Raw genomic sequence first — 23,640 nt, 5'->3', positions numbered from 1 at the left:
ATGGCCCTCGCTATTTGTACTTTTTGGCAAAGCCGCCAAGAGCATACAATTGAAGACAGGGAGAGATGCCGATGCGCACGCGCGCTGCTGTTGCCTTTGAGGCAGACAAGCCATTGGAAATCGTTGAGGTGAACCTTGAGGGCCCGCGTGCGGGCGAGGTTCTTGTGGAGGTGAAGGCGACGGGCCTGTGCCACACCGACGAGTTCACCCGTTCGGGTGCGGACCCCGAGGGCATCTTCCCGGCGATCCTGGGCCACGAGGGCGCGGGCGTCGTGGTCGAGGTGGGCGAGGGTGTCACCTCGCTGAAGCCCGGCGACCATGTGATCCCGCTCTACACGCCGGAATGCCGCGAGTGCGAGTACTGCCTCAACCCGAAAACCAACCTCTGCCAGAAGGTCCGGGCCACCCAGGGGCAGGGCCTGATGCCCGACGGCACCAGCCGGTTCACGACGCTCGATGGCGACCCGATCTTCCACTACATGGGCTGCTCGACCTTCGCCAACCACACGGTTGTGCCCGAGATCGCGCTGGCGAAGGTGCGCGAGGACGCGCCGTTCGACAAGATCTGCTACATCGGCTGTGGCGTCACCACCGGCATCGGCGCGGTGATCAACACCGCGAAGGTGGAGATCGGCTCCCGCGCGATCGTGTTCGGGCTGGGTGGCATCGGGCTGAACGTGATCCAGGGGCTGCGGCTGGCGGGCGCGGACCAGATCGTCGGCGTCGACCTCAACGCCGGCAAGGTGGAGATGGCGACGCGGTTCGGGATGACCGATTTCGTGAACCCCAAGGAGGTCGACGGCGACCTCGTGGCGTATCTGGTGAACCTCACCAAGGGCGGGGCGGACTACACGTTCGACGCGACCGGCAACGTGGGCGTGATGCGCACGGCACTGGAGGCGGCGCACAAGGGCTGGGGCGAGAGCATCATCATCGGCGTGGCGCCGGCGGGTGCGGAGATTTCCACCCGGCCGTTCCAGCTGGTGACGGGGCGCTCGTGGCGCGGCACGGCCTTCGGCGGCGCGCGCGGCCGGACGGATGTGCCCAAGATCGTGGACTGGTACATGGACGGCAAGATCGAGATCGACCCGATGATCACCCACAACCTCAAGCTCGAGGAAATCAACCACGGCTTCGACCTCATGCACGAAGGCAAATCAATCCGCGCCGTCGTGGAGTATTGACGAATATGGAACCTGTCTCATCCAACCGATGCTTCGGCGGCGAACAGAACGTCTACACTCACGCGTCAGAAGTGTGCGGCACGGATATGACCTTTGCAGTCTTCCTGCCGGAAGAAGCGAAAAAGAAGTCCGTACCGGTGCTCTGGTACCTGTCCGGTCTGACCTGCACCCACGAAAATGCGATGACCAAGGGCGGCTTCCAGCAGGCCGCTGCCGAGCACGGCATCGCTCTCGTCTTCCCCGACACCTCACCCCGCGGTGAGGGCGTTGCCGACGACGACGCCTATGATCTGGGGATGGGCGCGGGGTTCTATGTAAACGCGACCCAGGATCCGTGGAAGCCGCACTTCCGCATGTACGACTACATCGTGCAGGAATTGCGCGGCATCGTTCAGGGTATCGTGCCGTCCAACGGTCTTCACGGCATCACCGGGCATTCGATGGGCGGCCACGGCGCCCTGACCATCGCCATGAAGAACCCCGATCTGTTCACCTCGCTGTCCGCCTTCGCACCGATCGTCAACCCGTCACAGTCGGATTGGGGACGCAAGCAGTTCAGCGCCTATCTCGGCGATGACGAAAGCACATGGGCGGATTACGACGCCACGATCCTCCTGAAGGAACGGGGCTGGAAAGGCGATATCCTGATCGACCAGGGCGCATCCGACCAGTTTCTTGACCTGCTGAAACCGGAATCCTTCGCCGAGGCAGTGGCCGCGCGCCGTCAGCCGGCGGTAATCCGCATGCAGGAAGGTTACGATCACAGTTACTTCTTTGTCTCGACTTTCGCTGCCGATCACGTTGCCTGGCACGCGGAACGGCTTCAGAGCACGGGAAATTGAAGATGTATCGCGCGGCTTGCACAGGTAATGCCACGCGCGGGCTTGAAGCCCGGAAGACCACACTGTTGAATTACAAAACCAAGAAACGACTCGCTCAAGAGTTGTCGAGAAGCAGAGTTCAATCCCACGGCGCCCTCGTGGCAAAACCGGGATAACGAGCGGTACGCATTCGGTCAAAGCTGCAAAACAGCCGGGTGTGAACCAAAACTGTAAACACCGTAGGGAGGTGCACATGAAGAAGCTACTTGCGCTTACATCAGCAGTAGCGATTTGCTCGGGCGGAGTTGCCCTGGCAAACGACGAACTGCAGGGTCTGATCGACGATTCGACCCAATGGGCGATCCAGACAGGCGACTACAAGAACCAGCGGTTCTCGCAGCTTGAAGAGATCAACAAGGACAATGTCGGCGATCTTCAGGTCGCATGGACCTTCTCCACCGGCGTTCTGCGCGGCCACGAAGGCTCGCCGCTCGTTATCGGCAACGTCATGTATGTCCATACACCGTTCCCGAACATCGTCTATGCGCTCGACCTCGCGGACGAGGGCCGGATCATCTGGAAGTATGAGCCGAAGCAGGATCCGGACGTTATCCCGGTGATGTGCTGTGACACCGTGAACCGCGGTGTGGCCTATGCCGACAACAAGATCTTCCTCCATCAGGCGGATACGACGCTGGTTGCGCTGAACGCGGAAACCGGTGCCGTCGAATGGTCGGTACAGAACGGCGATCCGGCGATCGGTGAAACCAACACCGCAACCGTCCTGCCCGTCAACGACAAGGTCATCGTCGGTATCTCCGGTGGTGAGTTCGGTGTTCGCGGCTCGGTGACAGCGTACAACATCGCTGACGGCAGCCAGGCATGGCGCGCCTATTCCATGGGTCCGGATGAGGACATCCTCGTCGATCCCGAAAACACGACCCACCTGGGCGAGCCTGTCGGCGAAAACTCCGGCACGAACACCTGGGAAGGCGATCAGTGGAAGATCGGTGGCGGCACCACATGGGGCTGGTATTCGTATGACGCCGAGGAAAACCTCGTCTACTACGGCACCGGTAACCCCTCCACATGGAACCCGGCACAGCGCCCGGGCGACAACCGCTGGTCCATGACGGTCATGGCCCGCGATGTGGATACAGGTATGGCCAAGTGGTTCTACCAGATGACCCCGCACGACGAGTGGGATTATGACGGCATCAACGAAATGATCCTCACGGAGCAGGAAATTGATGGCGAGGAGCGCAAGCTTCTGACCCACTTCGACCGCAACGGCCTCGGCTACACGATGGACCGTGTCACTGGTGAGCTTCTCGTTGCCGAGAAGTACGACCCCGCCGTCAACTGGACGACAGGCGTCGACATGGACCCGAATTCGGATACATACGGTCGTCCGGCCGTTGTCGCCGAATACTCGACCGAACAGAACGGTGAAGACGTGAACTCCACCGGCATCTGCCCGGCCGCTCTCGGTTCCAAGGACCAGCAGCCCGCTGCCTACTCTCCGGAAACGGAACTGTTCTACGTGCCGACAAACCACGTCTGCATGGATTATGAGCCGTTCCGCGTCGCCTACACGGCAGGTCAGCCCTACGTGGGTGCGACACTTGCCATGTATCCGGCTCCGGACAGCCATGGCGGCATGGGTAACTTCATCGCGTGGGACAACCTCGCGGGTGAGATCAAATGGTCGATCCCCGAGCAGTTCTCCGTATGGTCCGGTGCTCTGGCCACGGCCGGTGACATCGTGTTCTACGGCACGCTGGAAGGTTACCTGAAAGCTGTCGATGCCGAAACGGGCGACGAACTCTACAAGTTCAAGACTCCGTCCGGCATCATCGGGAACGTGATGACATACGAGTTCGAAGGCAAACAGTATGTCGGCATCCTCTCCGGTGTCGGTGGCTGGGCGGGTATCGGCCTCGCGGCTGGTCTCACCAACCCCAATGACGGTCTCGGCGCCGTGGGTGGCTACGCTGCCCTCAGCGACTACACGAACCTCGGCGGACAGCTGACCGTGTTCGCACTGCCGGACTGATATCCGGTACTGTAAGAAAGAGTGCCGGCGCCGCGATGCGCCGGCACTCGCAAGGGAGAAACAGCAAAACAAAGGAATGCTGAAAGATGATAACTGATCGACGTTTCCTATTGCGTGCCGGCCTGGCCGCAGCCGTTATGCCCACCGGCATCGGTTCTTCTGTATTCGCGCAGGAAACTCACGTAGTGATGGCGAAGGGTGTGCGTTTCGATCCGTTGTTCATCTACATCGAGCCCGGCGATATAGTCAGTTTCGAAAACATGCCGACCCACAACATCGAGACGCTTGAAGGTCTGTGCCCGGAGGGCCAGGAAAAGATCAAGTCCGAGATCGGTCAGAACTTTACCCAGACTTTCGATACCGTCGGCATCGTTACCTACAAATGCACGCCGCATTGGGGCAATCGCATGGGTGGCTTCATTGTTGTCGGCCAGCCCGAAAATCCGGGTGAGATTCTCGACGCCTACTTGGCGACCACCGATGAAGAGAAAGAATACCTGCCCGCACGCGGCCTGATCAAGAAGCTCCGCGCGGACATGGAGAAACAGGGTCTCGTCTGAGATGCCAACACTTCCGCAACGAAGTCTGCGACTGGCCTTTGGGCGGATGCAGACACGCAGCGCAGATTGTGCCGGGTCCGGGCCGGGTAAGGGTAACCTGATCCGCTCCGGCCTCGTTGCGTTTGCGGCACTGGTCATGGCCTTCCAGCCCATGACGGCGGAAAGTGTCAGCGCGCAGACGTCCGACCTCGTGTCAAAGACTGCATTCCGCGTCTGCGCCGATCCGGCCAACGCACCAATGTCCAGCGAAGACGGCAGCGGCTACGAGAACAAGCTGGCGGATCTCATAGCCTCCAAGCTTGAACTGCCGGTCGAATACACCTGGTTTCCGATGGCAACCGGCTTCATTCGCCAGACCCTGCGCGCCAACAAATGCGATGTGGTCATGGGCTATGCCCAGGGGCATGAACTGGTTCTGAACACCAACCACTACATGGTTTCCGCCTACACCCTCGTCACTCGCAAGGACAGTGACCTTGCCGGCGTTGAAACATTTTCCGACCCGGCGCTGCAGGGTAAGACACTCGGCATCATCGCCGGCTCGCCGCCCGCCACCCACATGGTCCGCAACGGCCTTCTGGCCGGCGCGCGCGCCTACAACCTCGTTGTCGATCGTCGCGTGGAGTCCCCCGCCGTCGACATGCTGCGGGATATGGAGGCAGGCGAAATCGATGCTGCTGTGCTCTGGGGTCCGATCGCCGGCCCGCTCGTCAAGGAAAGCTACCCGGATTTTCAGGTGACGCCGATGCTGAAGGAGGAGTTTCCGCCCCGCCTGTTCTTCCGCATCACCATGGGGGTCCGTATGGGAGAAAAGGTGTGGGAGCGTAAGTTGAACTCGCTGATCCGCCGCAACCAGCAGGAAATCAATGCCCTGCTGGAAGAGGCAGGCGTTCCATTGATGAACGACATGGGCACCGCCCCGCTCGAGGCCGTGAATTGATCCGTGCGGCATGCCTTGCCGCACTTCTCATCACCGGCCCAGCCTTCGCCGAACCCGTTCCCGAACCATCCGATTACCGGGAGGATGAATACCGGGCCCCGGTGCCGGATACGCTCGCCGGTGCAACCGTCGTCGATGCGGTCGAGGCGCATGATCTCTGGCAGAGCGGCAATGTCGTCTTTGTCGATGTTCTTCCCCGCCCGCCGAAACCGAAAAACCTGCCGGAGGGCACGATCTGGCGCGAACGCCCGCGCCTATCCATTCCCGGCTCCATCTGGTTGCCCAACGTTGGCTACGGGCGCATTGCCGAAGTCACCGACCAGTGGTTCCGCGATGGTCTCACCAATGCCACCGGGGAAGACACGTCCCGGCCGGTACTGTTCTTCTGCCTCGCGAATTGCTGGATGAGCTGGAACGCCGCGAAACGCGCGCTCGAATACGGCTACACCGATGTCTACTGGTTGCCCGGCGGCACCGACACTTGGGAATTTGAGGAATTCCCCTTGGCCGAAATCACCGCCCAACCGGAGCCGTAGGGCACCTCCGCGTGCCGGTTTCGATCAGCAATAACGCTCCACTGCCGGGATCTGCTCATCCGCATAGCGATCCCCATAGGCGAAGCCCACCGGCAGAATGGCCTCTATCTCGGCGATTTCTTCAGGCGAAAGGGTAACCTCGCTGGCATTTATCCACTCCCGCAGATGTTCCGCCGTGCGCGTTCCGGGAATGGGGATCAGGTGTTCACCCCGGCTCAGCACCCATGCCAATGCCAGCTCCGCCACTTTCTGCCCGCGCTCCCGCGCATGGGTCTTGAAACGGTCGATGATCGCCTTGTTCTTCGGATAGAATTCGTTCGAAAATCTTGGCATCGGCAAGCGGAAGTCGCCTTCCGCCATCGCTGCCGTGTCCGGATAGGTCTCCGACAGCACCCCGCGTGCCAGCGGCGAGAACGGTACGAAGGCCACCCCAAGCTCCGCACAGGTCTGCAACAGCCCCAGTTCCGGCAGCCGCGTCCACAGGGAATACTCGCTCTGCACCGCCGTGCAGGGCCGGATCGCGTGGGCTTCGCGCACCGTATAAGGTCCCACTTCGGAAAGCCCGTATCCGCCGATCAATCCCTCGTCGATCATTTCGCCTAGCACACCGACCACATCGGCCAGCGGCACGGTATGGTCGCGCCGGTGAACGTAGTACAGATCGACCCGATCCACTCCAAGCCGCTTCAGAGATCCCTGCAACTCGCGGCGCAGGTAGTCCGGCTCATTGTTCGCGCGCCGCCCCGGCTCCCTGGAAATGCCGCCCTTCGTCGCCAGCACCACCTCCGGCTTGCGTGACGCCAGCCACGTGGCCAGCACGCTCTCGGAGCGCCCGGCGCCATAGACGTTGGCCGTATCGAGAAAGTTCAATCCCCGTTCATACGCTTCGTCGAGGCAGCGCAGGCTGGTCGCTTCGTCCGTTTCGCCGAAAGCCCCGGCAAAGCTCATGCATCCAAGACCGATGGCCGAAACCTCCGGTCCATTCGCGCCCAGTTTCCGTGTTCGCATCGTCGTCTCCCTGCAACCCGCCACAGTCGTGCCCCAGCTTCTTGGCAAGGTCAAACGCGAAGGATGCAGGGGGTGGGCAGGGCGCGCAGGTGCCGCCCCGCCTGCCCGCTTTTCAGGCGAGAGTGGCCAGGTCGCTGGCCGAGAATCCCCGCAGTTCGCCGGTTGCGCCACGTCTGACCTTGTCGGCCCAGGCCGCATCGCTCAACAACGCCCGACCGACGGCGATCAGATCGAATTCGCCGCGTTCCATCCTCCGTACCAGCCCGTCGAGCTCTGCCGACCCGGAGCTTTCGCCACCGAAAGCGCCGAAGAAATCGCCGTCCAGCCCTACGGAACCGACAGAGACACTTGGCTTGCCTGTGACCTTCTTGGCCCAGCCTGCGAAGTTGAGCCCCTCTTCACCGTCGATCTCCGGGAACTCGGGTTCCCAGAACCGTCGCTGCGAAGCATGGAAAACATCCACCCCGGCATCTGCAAGCGGTCCCAGCCACGCCTCCAGCGCCTGAGGGTCCGCTGCCAGCTTCACCGCGTAATCCTGCTGTTTCCACTGGCTAAGCCGCAAGAACAGCGGGAAGTCCGGCCCCACGGCCGCCCGCGACGCCTTCACGACCTCCACGGCAAATCGTGATCGCTCTGCCAGCGTGTCACCGCCCCAGCGGTCCGTGCGGAGGTTGGTTCCGTTCCAGAAAAACTGGTCGATCAGGTAACCATGTGCGCCGTGAATTTCGGCCATGTCGAACCCAAGGTTCTTCGCGTGTTCCGCGCTGCGGGCGAAGGCATCGATCGCGTCGGCAATGTCCTCCTCGCTCATGGCGCCGCCGCGCGCCGTATCCGGAGCAAACAGGCCAGAGGGGCTCTCGGTACCATCGGGGGATTCCCATCCGCTCTGTCCGGGGGCGGAGCCGACATGCCAGATCTGCGGACCCATCCGGCCGCCCGCCTCATGAACGGCGTCGATCACACCCTTCCAGCCTGCCAAGGCCTGTTCGCCGAAGAAGAACGGGATACCCGCCTCGTTACGCGACCCGGGACGGTCGATCACCGTTCCTTCGGAAAGGATCAGCCCGACGTCGCCCTCTGCACGCTTTCGGTAGTACGCGGCGTTGGTCGGGCCCGGAATGCCATCGGGCGCCATCGCACGCGTCATCGGTGCCATCACGATCCGGTTCTTCAGCTCCAGCGGGCCGATCTTGAGGGGTTCGAACAACGCGGAAACATCCGTCTTGGTAGTATCGAAAGACATGCAGCAACTCCTTTTGCCTTGGGGTTGCTTCACAGGTATAATTTGGATACTTGGTGTCAATAACGCACCAGAACGCAACCAAGTCACCTGAAGGTAACTCCGATGTCCAGCGTCCAGAAGTTCAGCGCCGATTGCCCCTGTCGCACCCTGTTCGCAGAAATCGCGGACAAGTGGTCCATGATGGTCCTCACCATTCTCGACGGAGAGCCGCGCCGGTTCAACGACATCAAACGTCGCCTCGAAGGCGTCTCGCAGAAATCCCTTACCCAGACCCTGCGCAGGCTGGAACGCAACGGCATCGTCACCCGCCGGGTAATGGACACGTCGCCCGTTGCGGTTGAATACGAGATGTCGGAACTGGGCCAGACACTGCTGCCGCCCTTCCGCGCCCTCTATTGTTGGACACACACGAACTTCGAACAGGTGGAAAAGGCCCGCAGCGCCTTTGACAACAAGGCGGAGACGAAGGCCGCCTGATCCCCGGTCAGAACCCTGGCAACACCTTCTCGATCCGCGCCACCGTGCCGTCCGTATCGGTCATCGTCACGCCGACGGTCTCCGTTTCCCGAGGCACAGACAGGCTGATTTGCGGGTTTTCGCTAACGGAGATGCTGCCCGTCACATCCACGTATCCCGCTCCGTCGAGGTCGATCTCCACCGTTTCGACATAACGCATCGGAATGAAAAGCAGCGAGATCTGGTTCATCTGCATACCCGAATGGCTGGGATGCTTGATGTCGAGGTCCAGACGACGATCTTCCGCCACCGTCACCCCGGTAAGTTTCTCTCCCAGTTCGCGCGCCCGGATCAATTCCGATACAGTGATCGTCATCTCGCCCAGGTTTGCCAACGCCTCCTTGGGGTCCGTCCCCGGCGGGGCGGAGCAGGCACCCTGTCCCGAGGTCTTCACGTAACCCTCGGCGATCAGCAACTGGCCTTCAACCGTCCTGGCCACCACATGTACCGGCGTTGGCCCGTTGACCCGCATTGTCACGTCGAAGAAGAAGCGTGGCACCGGCCGATCGAATTCGAATACGGCGGATACCGGCATCGGGTTTTCGTCCAGCACCACCGTCACGCTCTCCAGCATACGCCCGGCGGGCGCGGCCACGTTCGCCGCTATCCGGGTACGGGCGTCGTCGTCGGTGCGGTAGGGCACATCGAGGGTGATCAGGTCCCCCGCCGGAACCAGGAACTGGTCGCCATAAAGTTCCTTCTCCAGCATCGGCCAACTCGGTTCCGGACCGGCAGCAAAGGCCGGGCTCGCAGCCAGCAGTGCGATCAAGGCAAGGGTCTTCATACTCATTTCCTCCCCGAAGCCGCACTCAGGAACTTCCCGAATGCACGCGGACCATCACCCGCTTCCATCTCGCCGGTCACTGTGAGTGTTTCGGCGTCGATCAGGCTGACGGTATTCGAAAACCAGTTGGCGACAAGTATGGTCGCCCCGTCCGAAGTCGTGTCTATGCCTTCGGGGTATTCCCCGACATATATCAATTCTACCACCTCAAGCGTTTCCAGGTCAAAGACGGAAACGCTGTCGGCGTATTGATTGGTTACGAATCCACGACCTTGCGCAAAGGCGACACCATAGGGCCGCTCCCCCACGGCCACACTCCCCGTTACCTCACCCGCCACCGGTTCGATAACCGTGACAGAATTGGAGCCGACATCGGCCGTGTAGAACCGTCCGTCCGGCCCTTCGGAGATGCCGAATGGACGCACGCCCACAGCCAGCCGCGCATGCAGAGACAAACTATCCAGCTCGAAAATGGAAACCTGGTGGCTGTCTCGGTCAGCGGAGCCGAGCCACTGCCCGTCCGCGCTCACCACCAGCCCTGCGGGCGCGCTTCCCGTCTCCAGTTCGCCGACCACCGCCATGTCGCCGGCGTCGATCACCCAGATGCGCGCATTGTACCAGTCCGAAACAAAAATCCGCGCCCCGTCCGGCTGCACCGCAATCCCGATCGGTCCACCGTCCAGCACCACCGAAGCCAGTTCCGCGCCCGTTTCCAACGCAAATTTGCGCACGGTCTTGCTCTCCGGGCTGACGGTATAGAACACGCCCGTCCCGTCATGCACGGCCACGCCCGCCGGTTGCCCCGGCACGTCTATCCGCTGCACTTCCTCGCGCGTTGCCACGTCCAGCACGCTGACATCGCTGCTGTTCTGGTTGGTCACGAAAGCAAAATCCCCCGCGCCGGCACAAGCCGCCGCGAGGGACAGGACAACTGCGACAGGGAGAAAGGCCTCAGTTGCCCGCAAACCGCGCCGCCAGTGCATCCAGCCCGGCCTGATAAACCGCGCTTACACCGGCAATAGCCGCTTCGTCATTCAGCTCTTCAGGAGGATCGTTGTTGGGATAGCCGCGATAGAATGCCCCGCGCCATTCCACCAGTGAGCCGCCGCCATCCACGGGTTTCACCGTCAGGTGGCTGGAATAGTTCGTCACCGGCAACACGGCCACATCCACTTCGTTGATCCGGTAGGAATAGGTCATTTTCTCGGCGTCGTATTTATAGAGCACCTCGTCGATCGTCGGCCCGCCTTCCTCGGAAAGCGTCAGCAACCGCGTCGCGTCGATCTCGTTGCCACCCTCGCCGGTCGTCGAGAACACGGCCGGATGCCAGCTCATGTCTTGGAAATCGCCGATCACGGCCCACACATCCTCCGGCGCTGCCGGCAGTTCCACGGTCAGGGTCACCTTCTGCCGTGTCGGCCCGTGCGCCAGTGCCATCGCCGGCACCAGCAGGGCGAAAAGCACCGCCAGGTATCTCAGGATTCTCATTTCTTCCTCTCCAGTTCGTTTATTCTTTGAAGAACGCGGTCTTCATGATGTACCGCATGCCGCGCAGCCAAGAATCATCGGTGTTGGACCGGATATCGACGGACCGCGCGTGCGTCACATCCTTGGTTTCCACATCCTTCATCACCAGGTTCATGGACAGGATCAGGTTGGAAACCTTCTGCACCACGCCCACCAGAACGTATTCGGCACCAAGCTTCTCCGCCATCCGGAAGTCGCATCCATAGCAATCGGCGGGGTTGACCGTGTTTTCCAGCTCCTCCGCAATCGGGCCAAGGTCCAGCAAGTCGTAACCTTCCGCCAAGAACCTTTTCCGGACTTCCTCTTCCAGCAACTCCAGCCGCTGCGCCTCATCTTCCCGAATACCGTTGTAGTCACCCTCGGTGGATGTATCGAGAAACACGAGACCGAGGAAAGCGACCTTGCCGGTTCCTTCAGCGGCCGCAGCCGAAAGGCTGCTTGCCAGAAGCATCAGGCACGCGGCGGAGAGCAAACGTTTCATCCAGTCAGACTACCCCGCACCCTATGCGCCGCAATACGCCAAAAGTATTGGTTTCGCAGGCATCGCACGCTCTGGCACACTTGCGGAAAAAGCCTTTGGGAGGAGGCTTCCACAATGTCAGCGATCCGACTGGTACTGGTGGCCCTTGTGGCCACTCTCGCATTTGTCGCGCCCGCGTCGGCGCTGGATATTCGCATGGGCGTTCTGCGCATCGACTATCCCAGACTTCTGCCCATATCGCGCTATGACGAAAGACCGGACGATCTCGGCTTCGCGGGCGGCAAGCTGGGCGAGGAGGACAACCAGACGACAGGTGCCTTCCTCGGCATGAATTTCACCGTCGACTACACCGCCACACCGCCCGAAGGCGCCGACGCTGCCCTCCAGGCCTTTCTGGAGGACGGTGTGGCCCTCCTCGTGGTGGTTGCCGAAGGCCCGGATGTCCTGCGCCTCGCCGATGCGGCGGGCGAGGGTGCGCTCGTTCTCAATGCCAGCGCCCGCGACGTCAGCCTCCGCGATGACGCGTGCCGCGCCAATCTGCTGCACACCGGCCCCAGCCACGCGATGATCGCTGATGCCGTCACCCAGTTCGCGATCTGGAAGAAATGGCCGGACTGGTTCCTGATCGAGGGTTCGAACCCCAAAGACACCGCCCTTGCCGAAGCCTACCGCCGTTCCGCAAAGAAATTCGGCGCGAAGATCGTCGAGAGCCGGGTGTTTGAGGATACCGGCGGCTCGCGCCGTACCGACACCGGCCATGTTCTCGTTCAGCGCCAGATACCCGTATTCACCCAGGGCGCGAAGGATCACGACGTCATCATCGGCGCCGACGAATCCGATGTCTTCGCACTGCATCTGCCCTATCACACATGGGAACCGCGCCCCGTCATGGGCTCCGGCGGCCTCCGCCCCGTCACCTTCCACGCCGCGCACGAGGCATGGGGTGCGACCCAGTTTCAGCGCCGGTTCGAGGAACTGACAGGCCGTTACGTACAGGAAAAGGACTACGATGTCTGGCTCGCCATCCGCGCCATCGGTGAGGCGGTGATCCGCACCAATACCGCAGATCCCGTTGCCCTGCGCGACTACATGCTCACCGACCAGTTCGAGCTTGCCGCCTTCAAGGGCCGCGCGGTTTCCTTCCGCCCGTGGAACGGCCAGTTGCGCCAGCCCATCATCATGACGGATGACAAGACAACGGTCACCGTCTCGCCGCAGGAAGGCTACCTGCATCAGGTCACCACCCTGGATACGCTCGGGCTCGACCAGCCCGAATCCGCCTGCACGGCATTCACCGAATGAGGAACGCAATGAAACTCGCACCGGCCCTGCTCGCCGCTTCGCTGGCCCTGCCGCTACCGGCACTTGCCAACAAGGCATTCGTTTCCAACGAAAAGGGCAACGATGTCACCGTTGTTGATACCGAGAGCTGGGAGGTGATCGACACTTTCGGCGGCGGCAACCGCCCGCGCGGCATCACCGTCTCGCCGGATGGCAAACTCCTTTACGTTTGCGCCTCCGATGACGATCTCGTCCGCGTCTACGACACCGAAACCTACGAGGAACTCTACACCCTGCCGTCCGGCCCGGATCCCGAACTTTTTGTGCTGCATCCATCGGGCAATCCTCTCTATATCGCCAACGAGGATGACAATCTGGTCACCGTCGTCGATACCGAGAGCCACACGGTGCTCGCCGAAGTCCCAGTCGGTGTGGAGCCGGAAGGCATGGCCATCAGTCCGGACAGCAAGTGGGTGATCAACACGTCGGAAACGACGAACATGGCCCATTTCATCGACACGTCGGACTACGCCATCAAGCACAATATCCTCGTGGACCAGCGTCCGCGCTACGCTGTCTTTACCGATGACGGTTCCAAGCTTTTCGTCACTTCGGAAATCGGCGGTACCGTCTCGGTGATCGACATGACCGGAGAAGTTCCGGAACTGGTGCACAAGATCAGCTTCGAGGTAACGGGTGTGGAGCCTGAATGGCTTCAACCGGTGGGCGCCAAGGTGACATCCGACGGCAAGACCCTGTTCGTGGCGCTGGGCCCGGCCAACCGCGTCGCCGTCATCGATGTCGAGAGCCACGAGGTGAAGGATTATATCCTTGTCGGCCAACGCGTCTGGCAGATGGACTTCACACCCGACCAGAAATACCTGCTGACGACCAACGGAAACTCCAACGATATAACGGTCATCGACGTTGCCGCGGAAAAGGCGATCAAGTCCATCCAGGTAGGTCAGCAACCCTGGGGCGTGGTGGTGACACCGGACTGAACCGTGCCGCCTCCGGGCCTCGCTTTCCGGCCCGATACGCTTACATGTAAGGCAAACAAGATTATCTCAGGGAGAGAGACGTGAAACACACTTTGAAAGCCACGTTCACGGCCGCGCTCGCACTCTGCGCCGCCGGAATGGCCACCGCCGCCGACATGCCCACCATCCGTGCCGCTGTTCTCAAGATCGGCACGGTCAACTGGGAACTCGACACCATAATCAATAACGGTTTCGACGAAGCCCACGGCTTCAACCTCGAAATGCAGCCCTTCGCCGACAACGGCGCTACCCGCGTCGCCCTTGAAGGGGGCGAGGCGGACTTGGCCGTGGCGGACTGGATCTGGGTTGCCCGCCAGCGTGCCGCCGGCAAGGATTACGTGTTCGTCCCCTACTCAAAGGCCGTTGGCGGCCTCGTCGTGCCGGCTGACAGCGAGGCGACGACCCTGCAGGATCTCGCTGGCAAGAAGATCGGCATCGCCGGTGGTCCGCTGGACAAAAGCTGGCTGATACTTCAGGCCTATGCCGAACAGGAATACGGAATGGATCTCGCCGGCGAGACCGAGCAGGTCTTCGGTGCGCCCCCGCTGGTCTTCAAGACGGCACTGCAGGGAGAGACGGACGGCGCCATCAATTTCTGGCATTTCATGGCCAAGATGAAGGCCGGTGGAATGCGCGAACTCATCTCCGTCTCCGCCGCCTCCGAATCGCTCGGGCTGGACCCGGAAACTCCGCTTCTGGGCTATGTACTCAAGGAAAGCTTCATCGCCGAGAATCCCGGCATAGCCAAGGCGCTCTATGCCGCCAGCCGCGACGCGAAGGAACTGCTGAAGTCGGACGATTCTGCCTGGGAGGCGATCCGCGGCAACATGAACGCCAGCAACGATGAACAGTTCATCGCCCTGCGGGATGATTTCCGTGCCGGCATGCCCGCACCCGGCAATGTCGATCTCGATGGCGCTGACCGCTTCCTGCAACTGATGGCGGAGCTTGGCGGCGAGAAGCTGGTGGGTCAGGCCACTACCCTGCCGGAAGGGTTGTTCCCGGACGTCGAATAACTCCGCTTCAAGGCCGGCAATGGTCCGCCTCCTGTCCCTCCTCTCGCTGCTCGCCCTCTGGGTTGTGGCAGCGGCCCTCACGGCGGACCCGCAGGTCCTGCCGATGCCGCAGGCATTGGTAGGGCCGTTTCGGGCAGAACTGGCTTCCGGCGAACTCGTCTACCATCTTGGCGTCACCGCTATCCGGGTGCTCTGGGCCTTTGCGCTGGCCATGTCCATCGGCCTCGCGCTCGGCCTCGTCATGGGGCGGTACCCGGCCATCGACAAATGGCTGGATCCATGGCTCGTCGTTTTTCTCAACCTGCCCGCGCTGGTGCTGATTGTCCTCTGCTATCTCTGGATCGGCCTGAATGAAACGGCGGCGATCATAGCCGTCACCCTCAACAAGATCCCAAATGTCACGACCATAATCCGCGAAGGCGCCCGCGCGATGGATCCGAACCTGCGCGCGATGGCTCAGGTGTTCCACATGTCGCGCCGCACCTACCTGCGCCACGTCATCCTGCCGCAGATGGCCCCTTACATCACCGGTGCCGCCCGCTCCGGCATCGCCGTCATCTGGAAGATCGTTCTCGTCGTGGAATTCCTCGGACGCTCCAACGGCGTCGGCTTCCAGATCCACCTCTACTTCCAGCTTTTCGATGTTGCCCACGTCCTGGTCTACTCGCTTTCCTTCATCGCCCTGATGCTGCTGGTCGAATGGCTCGTCCTCCAGCCATGGGAACGGCGCGTCCGCCGGTGGAGGCAGGAATGATCCGCGTAGACGTCAGATCCAAGGCCTTCGGCGGCACGGAAATCCTCCGCGACATCTCCTTCACGCTGGACAAGGGCGAAACTCTCGCCCTGCTCGGCCCGTCCGGCATCGGCAAGTCCACGCTCCTCCGGCTGGTCGCCGGGATCGACAGCAACTTTAGCGGCACGATAGAGCGACCCGACAACATGGCTATCGTCTTCCAGGAGCCGACGCTCCTGCCGTGGCGCTCCGTCCTCGCCAATATTACCCTGATCCATCCGCAACTGCCGGTGGCGGAGGCAAGGGAGGCCCTCGACCGCGTCGGCATCGCCGACAAGGCCGCGCTCTTTCCCGGCCAGCTATCCCTCGGCCAGCAACGCCGCCTCGCCCTCGCCCGTGCCTTCGCCGGCCAACCGGACCTGCTGATCATGGACGAACCCTTCGTCTCCCTGGATGCCGACAAAGCCGACGAGATGATGACCCTCACCGAAACCCTGATCCGAGAGGCCAATCCGGCCACCATCTTCGTCACCCACGCGCGCGAAGAGGCGGAGCGCCTCGCAACCCGAATTCTCAGGCTCGGTGGCGAACCCGCTACACTCCAGCCCGAAACTGGGGCAGGCTAGGGCCATGCCAGCACTCAGCGTTCAGAACGTCTCCTACAGCTACGGCCCCAAAAAGGCGCTGGACGACGTGTCTTTCGACCTGGAGGCCGGGCGCTTCTGCGCCCTGCTCGGTCCCAACGGCGCCGGTAAATCGACGCTGTTTTCGCTGCTTACCCGGCTGTTCGTCACCCGCCACGGCGCCATATCGGTCGCCGGTCACGACCTTGCCGAGAATCCCCGCGCCGCCCTCGCCCGCATCGGCGTCGTCTTCCAGCAGCAGACGCTGGATCTCGACATGACGGTCGCCCGCAACCTGTCCTACTTCGCCGCGCTCCAGGGCCTGTCCGGCAAACAGGCGCGCACCAGCACGGAGGCAGCACTGGACCGGCTCGGCATGCGCGAACGCAGCGGCGAGAAGGTCCGCGCTCTCAACGGCGGCCACCGCCGCCGCATGGAGATTGCCCGCGCCCTGATCCACGGCCCCGAGGTGCTGCTCCTCGATGAGGCCACCGTCGGTCTCGACACCGCCAGCCGCCAGTCGATCACCGCCCATGTCCACGATCTCGCCGAAAGCGGCCTCACCGTCTTCTGGGCGACGCATCTGGTTGACGAGATTCAGCCGACAGACGAAGTGGTCATCCTCCACAAGGGCCGGAAACTGGCACAGGATACCGCCGCCGGCATCGCCGGTCCGGGGGGCACCCTGCTCGACGCCTTCGTCGCCATGACAGGGCTGGAGGAACCAGCGCAATGATGCCGTATCTCACCGCCATGTGGGCCATCGTCATGCGTGAAAGCCTGCGCTTCATCCACCAGCGCGGCCGCTTTCTCGCGGCCCTCGTCCGCCCGCTCGTCTGGCTTGTGGTCTTCGCCGCCGGGTTCCGGGCCGCGCTGGGCCTCTCGATCATCCCGCCTTACCAGACCTACATCACCTACGAGGTTTACATCGTCCCCGGTCTCTGCGGCATGATCCAGCTCTTCAACGGCATGCAGTCCTCGCTCTCGCTGGTATACGATCAGGAAATGGGCTCGATGCGTCTCTTGCTCACCAGCCCGCTTCCACGCTGGTGGCTCCTGTTTTCCAAACTCGTGGCCGGTGTCGCCGTCTCCATCCTTCAGGTCTACGTCTTCCTCGCCATCGCCGCCGGTTTCGGCATCACCATGCCGCCGATGGGCTACCTCTACGCCTTCCCCGCTCTCATCCTTTCCGGCCTGATGCTCGGTGCACTCGGTCTCGTGATCTCCTCCACCATCCGCCAGCTGGAAAATTTCGCCGGCGTCATGAACTTCGTCATCTTTCCGATGTTCTTCATGTCCACCGCTCTCTATCCGCTTTGGAAAATGGCGGAGAGTTCCGAACTGCTGCGCGACATCTGCGCCGTCAATCCCTTCACCCATGCCGTCGAGCTCGTCCGTTTCGCTCTGTACGAGAGTTTCAATGGCTGGGCACTCCTCTGGGTGCTGCTGTCGCTCACGGTGTTTCTCGGCGGCGCGGTCATCGGCTACGATCCTGCCCGCGGCATGATGCGCCGAAAACGCCCCGCTTGAAGCGTGGCGGTTTCCGTCTAGACTTGCCCCGTTCCGGGCGCGCTGCCGCCCGCCGTTCCGAGTTTGCCCTTCAGTCACACCGTCTTTTCAGGCGGCCGACACAAAACTGAGACAGGGCGGTGTCACATCCTTGGCAGAACAGCATGACCAACAGGGGGAACAGTCATGGCAAGAACTCCGCGCGCATTCATCTTCGGCACCAATCAGGATGACATCCTCGACGGCACAAGCCTGTCGGACAGGGTATTCGGTTATGCCGGGGACGATCTCATTTTCTCCGAAGGCGGTGACGACAGGATCGTCGCGGGCCGCGGCAACGATGTCCTGATCGGCGGTACCGGCAACGACAATCTGATCGGTGGCTCAGGCTTCGACACCGCGATCTATGCCGGTGGCATCGATGATTACGCGATCCGGGAGATGTCGGGCGGGCGCATCCGCATTCGCGACCTGACGGGCGACGAGGGCCGCGATACCCTGCGCGGCGTCGAGGCGATCTATTTCGACACCGATGGCTACACACTCTATCTCGACGGCACCAACAACGCCGTGTTGGCCGGAGATGATTCTGTCGCCACCGGCGAAAACGCACCGCTTGCCATCGATGTCGCCACTCTTCTGTCGAATGACCGCGAGTTTGATGGCGACACGATCGACATCACCGCCGTTTCCGCAACTGCTGCCAGCGGTGCGGCCGTCACCCTCTCCGGTGGCACCGTTTCATACGATCCCGGCGACCTGTTCGATTATCTGGCCGAGGGTGAGACCGTAACGGACACCTTCACCTACACCGTGGATGACGGCAACGGCGGCACCGACACCGCCACCGTGACGGTGACGATCACCGGCACCAACGACGATCCCGAGCTTGTGGCCGACACCGCCGTGACCATCGACGAAAACACCACCGATATTCCCGCCAGCATCGCGGCGACGGACGTGGACAGCGACACCCTCGCCTTCTCGATCACCGGCGGCGACGACGCGCTCTTCTTCGCCATCGACCCCGAAACCGGCACCCTCTCCTTCGTCGTCGCCCCCGATTTCGAGACCCCGCTCGATCTCGATGGAGACAATATCTACGAGGTTACGGTCACCGTGTCCGATGGCGATGGCGGCAGCGCCTCCGAGACCATTTCCGTCACCGTCGCGGATGTCACCGAAACCCCGGTCATCGCCCCCCGCATCAACGAGATCCACTACGATAACGACGGCGGCGATGTCGGCGAATTCGTCGAGATCCGCACCGCCGCAGGGGCCGACATCACCGGCATGCTGCTCGAATTCTACAACGGTTCCAACAGCGCCGTGTACGACACCGAGGCCGTCGAGGCCGCCGATTTCGCCTCCAGCGATGGCACCTACGATTACTACGTGGTCGAAGTCTCGGGCATCCAGAACGGCAGCCCCGATGGCATCGCCCTTTCGCAAGATGGCACGCTGATCGAATTCCTCTCCTACGAAGGCACGCTCACCGGCTCCGGCGGTGCGGCCGATGGCGTCCTCTCCACCGATATCGGCGTATCTGAGCCCGGCGACACGCCCATCGGCTTCTCCGTCCAGCGCGGCGAGGACGACGATTGGGATGGCCCCCGCGCCGAAACCCGCGGCGAGGACAACGCGCCCCAGCCCCTGATCATCAACGAGCTTGCCGTCTCCACCACCGGCACGGATTGGGAATTCGTCGAACTCTTCGGGCAGGCCGGCACCTCGCTTGACGGCTACTCCCTCGTCCAGATCGGCGGCTCCACCGCCTTCAACCCCGGCGAGGTTCTCTCGGTGATCGACTTCACCGGCGGCGTGATCGGCGACAACGGCTTCTTCCTCGCCACCTCGCCCGGCGCCGAAGCCACCTTCCCGGTAACGGGCGACCTGAACTTCGCCGACAACACCTTCACCAACGGCGCCTCCACCTTCCTGCTGGTCGAAGGCTTCACCGGCGCCGAGGGCGACGACCTCGACGCCGACGATGACGGCACCCTCGACAGCCCGCCATTCACGGCCGTGCAGGACGAAGTGGCGCTCACCGATGCCTCCAGCCCGATCCTCTATTCGGATGTCGTTGTCGGCCCCGATGGCACCTTCCTCGCCGCAGGCGCACAGCGCAGCGAAGATGGCGGCGGCGAATTCGTCATCACCGAATTCGGCAGCAGCACCGGCTACACCCCCACCGCGGGCGGCACCGGCACCGGCACGGGCGGCACCCCCGTCCTCATCTCCGAAATCCAGGGCGCAGGCGATACCTCGGCCCTCGTCGGCCAGCAGGTGCAGGTCACGGCCATCGTCACCTACGTCGATGAAAACGGCTACTTCCTGCAAGAAGAAGACGCCGACGCCGACGGAAACGCCGCCACCTCCGAAGGCATCTTCGTCTTCACCGGCGCCAGCGGCCTCGGCACCATCGCGATCGGCCAGCAGGTCACCATCGAGGGCACGGTCGATGAATTCGGCGGCGAGACGCAGATCTCCGGCGTCACCTCCACCACCCTCATCGCCTCCGATCAGGAGATGCCTACAGCCGCCTCCGTCCTCATCTCGCCCGACACCACGCAGGCCGATTACGAGGCGGTCGAGGGCATGCGCGTCTCCGTCACTTCCGGCACGAGCGAGGCTTTGACGGTGATCGAGAACTTCGAACTCGCCCGCTACGGTCAGGTCGCCATCAGCGCCGGCACCCAGACCCAGCCGACCCAGCTTTTCGATGCCCAGACGGAAGCCGCCGCCATCGAGGAGTTGATGGAGGACAACGCCAACAACCGCCTGATCCTCGAAGATGGCGTCTCCGCCCAGAACCCGGACGGCTTCGAATACATCCCTGCGGCACAGGGCGATAACGGCAACGGCTATCTCGACGCGGGCGACACCTTCACCGCCGAGGGGCCCACGCTGCGCCTCGGCACCCAGATCGTCGAGGCCGTCGAAGGCGTCATGACCTTCACCTCCAACGGCTTCGGCGCGCCCGCCGAATTTCAGGTGATCGTGCAGGAACAACTGGTGCTGGACGAGAGCACCAACGCCGACGCCCGCCCCGACACGCCCGACGATGTGGGCGGCGATATTCAGGTCGCCTCCGCCAACGTGCTGAACTTCTTCACCACGCTCGATGACGGTTCCGGCGGCGGCTCTGGCCCCGATGATCTGGAGCCGCGCGGCGCCACCTCCGCCTCCGATCTCGAACGCCAGACCGATGCGCTCGTCGATATGCTGCTCGGCACCGGGGCCGAGGTGCTGGCCCTGCAGGAGCTTGAAAACAACGGCTTCGGCACGACCTCCGCCATCGCCACGCTGGTCGCGGCGCTGAACGCCGAGGCATCATTGCGCGGCCTCTCGGCCAACTTCGAGTTCGTCGATCCCACCGGTGGCGACCCGGATGGCTTCATCGGCACCGATGCCATCACCACCGGCATCATCTTTGACGCCAACGCCGTCACCCCCGTCTACGCCGACTACCTCGAGTTCGAGGAAGCCTCGGCGGCCGACACCTTCGCGCTCGCCGATGTCCTCAACCAGGTCGCCTCGTCGGACGACCAGCTTGGCGATTTCCAGCGCTCCCGCCCCGCCGTCGCCGCCACCTTCGTCGACAACACGACGGGCGACACCTTCACCGTCGTCTCCAACCACTTCAAGTCGAAGGGCGACAGCAACCTCGAGGACGTGGTGGCCGACGCCGTCGCGGCCCTCGCGGGCGGCAGCACCGCGATCACACAGGCCGATATCGACGCCGTGCTCGCCGATCCGAACTACGATCAGGGCAACGGGCAGGGCTTCTGGAACGCCGTGCGCACGGATGCCGCCAACGAGCTTTCGGCATGGCTCCCCGGCGCCTACCTCGCCGCCGCACAGGCCGCCAATCCGGGCCTTGCGCTGGGCGAGGATTTCCTCGTGCTCGGCGATTTCAACGCCTATGCCGAGGAAGACCCGACGCAGGCCTTCCGCGACCAGACAGCCGACTACATCGACCTGATCGACAGCTTCCTTCCCGGCGGCCAGGACGAAGCCTTCAGCTTCATCTTCGACGGGCAGGGCGGCACGCTCGACCAGGCCTTCGGCTCCACCTCGCTCGCGGGCAACATCACCGGCGTCACCGAGTGGCACATCAACGCGCAGGAGCCGGGCCTGCTGAACTACTCCAGCGAGTTCACCAACCCCGCCTTCTTCGAAGACGGCGTCTTCGCCGCCTCCGACCACGACCCCCTGATCATCGGCCTCGACCTCGACGACCCGCTGGCCGTGGTCTGACACATGCGCGGCGCGGCAAGCCAGTGCCGTCCAAACGCCTATTCGGCCCGGAGCAAGGCGCGAAGCGCCGCCGGGCCAGCGCCGGCCCGTCCGCGCGGGCTGGCGCTTGGCTTGTGTCGGTGCAGACATCAAAGGTCAGAGACATGTAGCTGGCATAAATCGCATAGCGTCGAGTTCACGTGCGCCACCCCACGGGCCAGCGCTGGCCCACTGTTGCGCATTACCCCGTAGAGTTGGTGTTAACCCACCGCCCCACTTTTCCCCTTGCCAAACCCTCCGCCCCTTGCCCCGATACCGGCAACAGGAGCGACCATGCCAGCACACCCCACCGAACCCGCCCGTACCTCCTACGATGTCGTCATCATCGGTGGCGCGATGGTCGGTTCGGCCATCGCGTGGTTCCTCGCCGACAGCCCCGATTTCACCGGCTCCGTGCTGGTGGTCGAGCGTGACCCGAGCTTCGAGCATTCCTCCACCGCCCACACCAACAGCTGCATGCGCCAGCAGTTCACCACCAAGATCAACATCCGCATCAGCCAGTTCGCTGCCGACTACGTGAAGTCCTTCCGGCAGCGCATGGGCGGCGACGAGCGCATCCCAGAGATCGCCTTCGACCGCTTCGGCTACATGTACCTCGCCGCCACGCCCGAGGCCGCCGCCGGCCTCCGCACCGCTCAAGCGTTGCAGGCATCCTGCGGCGCGGGCACCCGCCATCTCTCGCCGGACCAGGTCGCGGCCGAGTACCCGTTCTACAACCTCGCCGACATCCTCGCCGCCAATCACAACACGCAGGACGAAGGCTATTTCGACGGCACCACCCTTTTTGACTGGTGGCGCCGCAAGGCGGGCGAGCGGGGGGTGGAGCGGATCGCGGGCGAGGTCACGGCCATCGGCCGCGCAGGCAACCGCGTCACCGGCGTCACCCTCTCCTCCGGCACCACCATCGCCGCGGGCCACATCGTCAACGCCACCGGCCCCCGCGCCGCCCGCACCGCCTCGATGGCCGGCCTCGTCCTGCCGGTCGAGCCGCGCAAGCGCTACACCTTCGTCTTCTCCGCCGAGGCGCCCTTGCCGCGCCCGCTCCCCCTCACCATCGACCCCTCGGGCATCCACGTCCGTTCCGATGGCGCGCTCTACATGGCCGGCTGCCCCGCCCGGCCTGACCCGGCGGTAGAGCCTGACGACTTCACGCAGGATTTCACCCTGTGGGAGGAGCATGTCTGGCCCGCACTCGCCCACCGCATCCCGGACTTCGAGCGCATCCGCCTCGTCCGCTCATGGGTTGGCCACTACGCCTTCAATACCGTCGACCAGAACGCCATCCTCGGGTCCCACCCGCAGGCCACGAACTTCATCCTCGCCAACGGCTTTTCCGGCCACGGCTTCCAGCAGGCCCCTGCGGTCGGCCGCGGCATGGCGGAATGGATCGCACACGGGCACTACCGCACGCTCGATCTCTCATCCCTTCACCTGGAGCGTATCGAGGCCCGGCGCCACCTCACCGAGGCGGCGATCATCTGAG

22 protein-coding genes are annotated in these 23,640 nt (G+C 62.9%); 16 read left to right on the top strand and 6 right to left on the bottom strand.

Annotated features, from left to right (window positions below; genetic code table 11):
• Positions 1-71 precede the first annotated feature (71 nt).
• From GO499_RS15620 to GO499_RS15595, 6 genes are all read left to right on the top strand, one after another.
• Positions 72-1,184, top strand: coding sequence for an S-(hydroxymethyl)glutathione dehydrogenase/class III alcohol dehydrogenase (locus GO499_RS15620; protein ID WP_161862903.1), 1,113 nt, complete (start codon positions 72-74; stop codon positions 1,182-1,184).
• 5 nt (positions 1,185-1,189) lie between these two features.
• The gene (fghA, locus tag GO499_RS15615) at positions 1,190-2,026 is read left to right on the top strand and encodes an S-formylglutathione hydrolase (RefSeq protein ID WP_161863048.1); all 837 of its coding nucleotides are present in this window, start codon (positions 1,190-1,192) and stop codon (positions 2,024-2,026) included.
• A 232-nt stretch (positions 2,027-2,258) separates the two neighbouring features.
• Positions 2,259-4,061 (top strand): lanthanide-dependent methanol dehydrogenase XoxF5, encoded by a 1,803-nt coding sequence (gene xoxF5, locus GO499_RS15610; protein ID WP_161863047.1) that lies wholly within the window; start codon positions 2,259-2,261, stop codon positions 4,059-4,061.
• 86 nt (positions 4,062-4,147) lie between these two features.
• On the top strand, positions 4,148-4,621 hold the full coding sequence (locus GO499_RS15605) for a plastocyanin/azurin family copper-binding protein (RefSeq protein WP_284154772.1): 474 nt from the start codon (positions 4,148-4,150) through the stop codon (positions 4,619-4,621).
• Between the two features lie 136 nt (positions 4,622-4,757).
• A complete protein-coding gene (locus tag GO499_RS15600) occupies positions 4,758-5,561 on the top strand; it encodes a substrate-binding domain-containing protein (protein ID WP_161864018.1) in 804 nt (267 codons plus the stop codon).
• On the top strand, positions 5,558-6,097 hold the full coding sequence (locus tag GO499_RS15595) for a PQQ-dependent catabolism-associated CXXCW motif protein (RefSeq protein WP_431309872.1): 540 nt from the start codon (positions 5,558-5,560) through the stop codon (positions 6,095-6,097). Before GO499_RS15600 ends, GO499_RS15595 begins: the two co-directional genes overlap by 4 nt.
• A 24-nt stretch (positions 6,098-6,121) precedes the next feature.
• Here the strand turns inward: GO499_RS15595 and GO499_RS15590 are convergent, their stop codons facing one another.
• Positions 6,122-7,105, bottom strand: coding sequence for an aldo/keto reductase (locus GO499_RS15590; RefSeq protein ID WP_161863046.1), 984 nt, complete (start codon positions 7,103-7,105; stop codon positions 6,122-6,124).
• Positions 7,106-7,217: 112 nt separating this feature from the next.
• Complete coding sequence (locus tag GO499_RS15585; protein ID WP_161863045.1) at positions 7,218-8,348, bottom strand: NADH:flavin oxidoreductase; 1,131 nt, start codon at positions 8,346-8,348, stop codon at positions 7,218-7,220.
• A gap of 102 nt (positions 8,349-8,450) precedes the next feature.
• Between GO499_RS15585 and GO499_RS15580 the strand changes: the two genes are divergently transcribed.
• Positions 8,451-8,825, top strand: coding sequence for a winged helix-turn-helix transcriptional regulator (locus tag GO499_RS15580; protein WP_161863044.1), 375 nt, complete (start codon positions 8,451-8,453; stop codon positions 8,823-8,825).
• A gap of 7 nt (positions 8,826-8,832) precedes the next feature.
• Here the strand turns inward: GO499_RS15580 and GO499_RS15575 are convergent, their stop codons facing one another.
• Genes GO499_RS15575 through GO499_RS15560 form a run of 4 tightly spaced genes read right to left on the bottom strand, consistent with a single transcriptional unit; the run spans position 8,833 to position 11,656 of the window.
• Positions 8,833-9,648, bottom strand: coding sequence for a quinoprotein dehydrogenase-associated SoxYZ-like carrier (locus GO499_RS15575; protein WP_161863043.1), 816 nt, complete (start codon positions 9,646-9,648; stop codon positions 8,833-8,835).
• A 2-nt stretch (positions 9,649-9,650) separates the two neighbouring features.
• Positions 9,651-10,631 (bottom strand): YVTN family beta-propeller repeat protein, encoded by a 981-nt coding sequence (locus tag GO499_RS15570; RefSeq protein ID WP_161863042.1) that lies wholly within the window; start codon positions 10,629-10,631, stop codon positions 9,651-9,653.
• Entirely contained in the window at positions 10,600-11,136 is a 537-nt protein-coding gene (locus tag GO499_RS15565; RefSeq protein WP_161863041.1) for an SRPBCC family protein, read from the bottom strand. The genes GO499_RS15570 and GO499_RS15565 overlap by 32 nt, the downstream gene beginning before the upstream one ends.
• 19 nt (positions 11,137-11,155) lie before the next feature.
• Positions 11,156-11,656 (bottom strand): DUF3280 domain-containing protein, encoded by a 501-nt coding sequence (locus GO499_RS15560; RefSeq protein WP_161863040.1) that lies wholly within the window; start codon positions 11,654-11,656, stop codon positions 11,156-11,158.
• A gap of 114 nt (positions 11,657-11,770) precedes the next feature.
• Between GO499_RS15560 and GO499_RS15555 the strand changes: the two genes are divergently transcribed.
• The 9 genes from GO499_RS15555 to GO499_RS15515 all read left to right on the top strand — a co-directional run bounded on the left by GO499_RS15555 (position 11,771) and on the right by GO499_RS15515 (position 23,639).
• A complete protein-coding gene (locus tag GO499_RS15555) occupies positions 11,771-12,958 on the top strand; it encodes an ABC transporter substrate-binding protein (RefSeq protein WP_161863039.1) in 1,188 nt (395 codons plus the stop codon).
• Between the two features lie 8 nt (positions 12,959-12,966).
• On the top strand, positions 12,967-13,938 hold the full coding sequence (locus tag GO499_RS15550) for a YVTN family beta-propeller repeat protein (RefSeq protein WP_161863038.1): 972 nt from the start codon (positions 12,967-12,969) through the stop codon (positions 13,936-13,938).
• Between the two features lie 137 nt (positions 13,939-14,075).
• Positions 14,076-14,993 (top strand): ABC transporter substrate-binding protein, encoded by a 918-nt coding sequence (locus tag GO499_RS15545; RefSeq protein WP_161864016.1) that lies wholly within the window; start codon positions 14,076-14,078, stop codon positions 14,991-14,993.
• Between the two features lie 19 nt (positions 14,994-15,012).
• Positions 15,013-15,747: an ABC transporter permease gene (locus tag GO499_RS15540; protein WP_161863037.1), complete on the top strand. Its 735-nt coding sequence runs from the start codon at positions 15,013-15,015 to the stop codon at positions 15,745-15,747.
• Entirely contained in the window at positions 15,744-16,352 is a 609-nt protein-coding gene (locus tag GO499_RS15535; protein ID WP_161863036.1) for an ABC transporter ATP-binding protein, read from the top strand. Before GO499_RS15540 ends, GO499_RS15535 begins: the two co-directional genes overlap by 4 nt.
• A 4-nt stretch (positions 16,353-16,356) precedes the next feature.
• Positions 16,357-17,085: an ABC transporter ATP-binding protein gene (locus GO499_RS15530; RefSeq protein ID WP_161863035.1), complete on the top strand. Its 729-nt coding sequence runs from the start codon at positions 16,357-16,359 to the stop codon at positions 17,083-17,085.
• Positions 17,082-17,879, top strand: coding sequence for an ABC transporter permease (locus GO499_RS15525; RefSeq protein WP_161863034.1), 798 nt, complete (start codon positions 17,082-17,084; stop codon positions 17,877-17,879). The genes GO499_RS15530 and GO499_RS15525 overlap by 4 nt, the downstream gene beginning before the upstream one ends.
• A gap of 165 nt (positions 17,880-18,044) precedes the next feature.
• On the top strand, positions 18,045-22,118 hold the full coding sequence (locus GO499_RS15520; protein WP_161863033.1) for an ExeM/NucH family extracellular endonuclease: 4,074 nt from the start codon (positions 18,045-18,047) through the stop codon (positions 22,116-22,118).
• A 312-nt stretch (positions 22,119-22,430) separates the two neighbouring features.
• Positions 22,431-23,639, top strand: a complete 1,209-nt coding sequence (locus GO499_RS15515) for an NAD(P)/FAD-dependent oxidoreductase (RefSeq protein WP_161864015.1) — start codon at positions 22,431-22,433, stop codon at positions 23,637-23,639.
• The last annotated feature ends 1 nt before the right edge of the window (position 23,640 follow it).

This window comes from Algicella marina, from assembly GCF_009931615.1.
GTDB lineage: Bacteria > Pseudomonadota > Alphaproteobacteria > Rhodobacterales > Rhodobacteraceae > Algicella > Algicella marina.
The sequence above is the reverse complement of the archived record's forward strand: the minus strand, read 5'-3'. Positions and strand labels throughout refer to the sequence as shown.

Coding starts and splice junctions, on each gene's coding strand:
- GO499_RS15620 (WP_161862903.1), top strand. CDS start 72: ATGCGCACGCGCGCTGCTGTTGCCTTTGAGGCAGACAAGCCATTGGAA.
- fghA (WP_161863048.1), top strand. CDS start 1,190: ATGGAACCTGTCTCATCCAACCGATGCTTCGGCGGCGAACAGAACGTC.
- xoxF5 (WP_161863047.1), top strand. CDS start 2,259: ATGAAGAAGCTACTTGCGCTTACATCAGCAGTAGCGATTTGCTCGGGC.
- GO499_RS15605 (WP_284154772.1), top strand. CDS start 4,148: ATGATAACTGATCGACGTTTCCTATTGCGTGCCGGCCTGGCCGCAGCC.
- GO499_RS15600 (WP_161864018.1), top strand. CDS start 4,758: ATGGCCTTCCAGCCCATGACGGCGGAAAGTGTCAGCGCGCAGACGTCC.
- GO499_RS15590 (WP_161863046.1), bottom strand. CDS start 7,105: ATGCGAACACGGAAACTGGGCGCGAATGGACCGGAGGTTTCGGCCATC.
- GO499_RS15585 (WP_161863045.1), bottom strand. CDS start 8,348: ATGTCTTTCGATACTACCAAGACGGATGTTTCCGCGTTGTTCGAACCC.
- GO499_RS15580 (WP_161863044.1), top strand. CDS start 8,451: ATGTCCAGCGTCCAGAAGTTCAGCGCCGATTGCCCCTGTCGCACCCTG.
- GO499_RS15575 (WP_161863043.1), bottom strand. CDS start 9,648: ATGAAGACCCTTGCCTTGATCGCACTGCTGGCTGCGAGCCCGGCCTTT.
- GO499_RS15570 (WP_161863042.1), bottom strand. CDS start 10,631: ATGCACTGGCGGCGCGGTTTGCGGGCAACTGAGGCCTTTCTCCCTGTC.
- GO499_RS15565 (WP_161863041.1), bottom strand. CDS start 11,136: ATGAGAATCCTGAGATACCTGGCGGTGCTTTTCGCCCTGCTGGTGCCG.
- GO499_RS15560 (WP_161863040.1), bottom strand. CDS start 11,656: ATGAAACGTTTGCTCTCCGCCGCGTGCCTGATGCTTCTGGCAAGCAGC.
- GO499_RS15555 (WP_161863039.1), top strand. CDS start 11,771: ATGTCAGCGATCCGACTGGTACTGGTGGCCCTTGTGGCCACTCTCGCA.
- GO499_RS15550 (WP_161863038.1), top strand. CDS start 12,967: ATGAAACTCGCACCGGCCCTGCTCGCCGCTTCGCTGGCCCTGCCGCTA.
- GO499_RS15545 (WP_161864016.1), top strand. CDS start 14,076: ATGGCCACCGCCGCCGACATGCCCACCATCCGTGCCGCTGTTCTCAAG.
- GO499_RS15540 (WP_161863037.1), top strand. CDS start 15,013: ATGGTCCGCCTCCTGTCCCTCCTCTCGCTGCTCGCCCTCTGGGTTGTG.
- GO499_RS15535 (WP_161863036.1), top strand. CDS start 15,744: ATGATCCGCGTAGACGTCAGATCCAAGGCCTTCGGCGGCACGGAAATC.
- GO499_RS15530 (WP_161863035.1), top strand. CDS start 16,357: ATGCCAGCACTCAGCGTTCAGAACGTCTCCTACAGCTACGGCCCCAAA.
- GO499_RS15525 (WP_161863034.1), top strand. CDS start 17,082: ATGATGCCGTATCTCACCGCCATGTGGGCCATCGTCATGCGTGAAAGC.
- GO499_RS15520 (WP_161863033.1), top strand. CDS start 18,045: ATGGCAAGAACTCCGCGCGCATTCATCTTCGGCACCAATCAGGATGAC.
- GO499_RS15515 (WP_161864015.1), top strand. CDS start 22,431: ATGCCAGCACACCCCACCGAACCCGCCCGTACCTCCTACGATGTCGTC.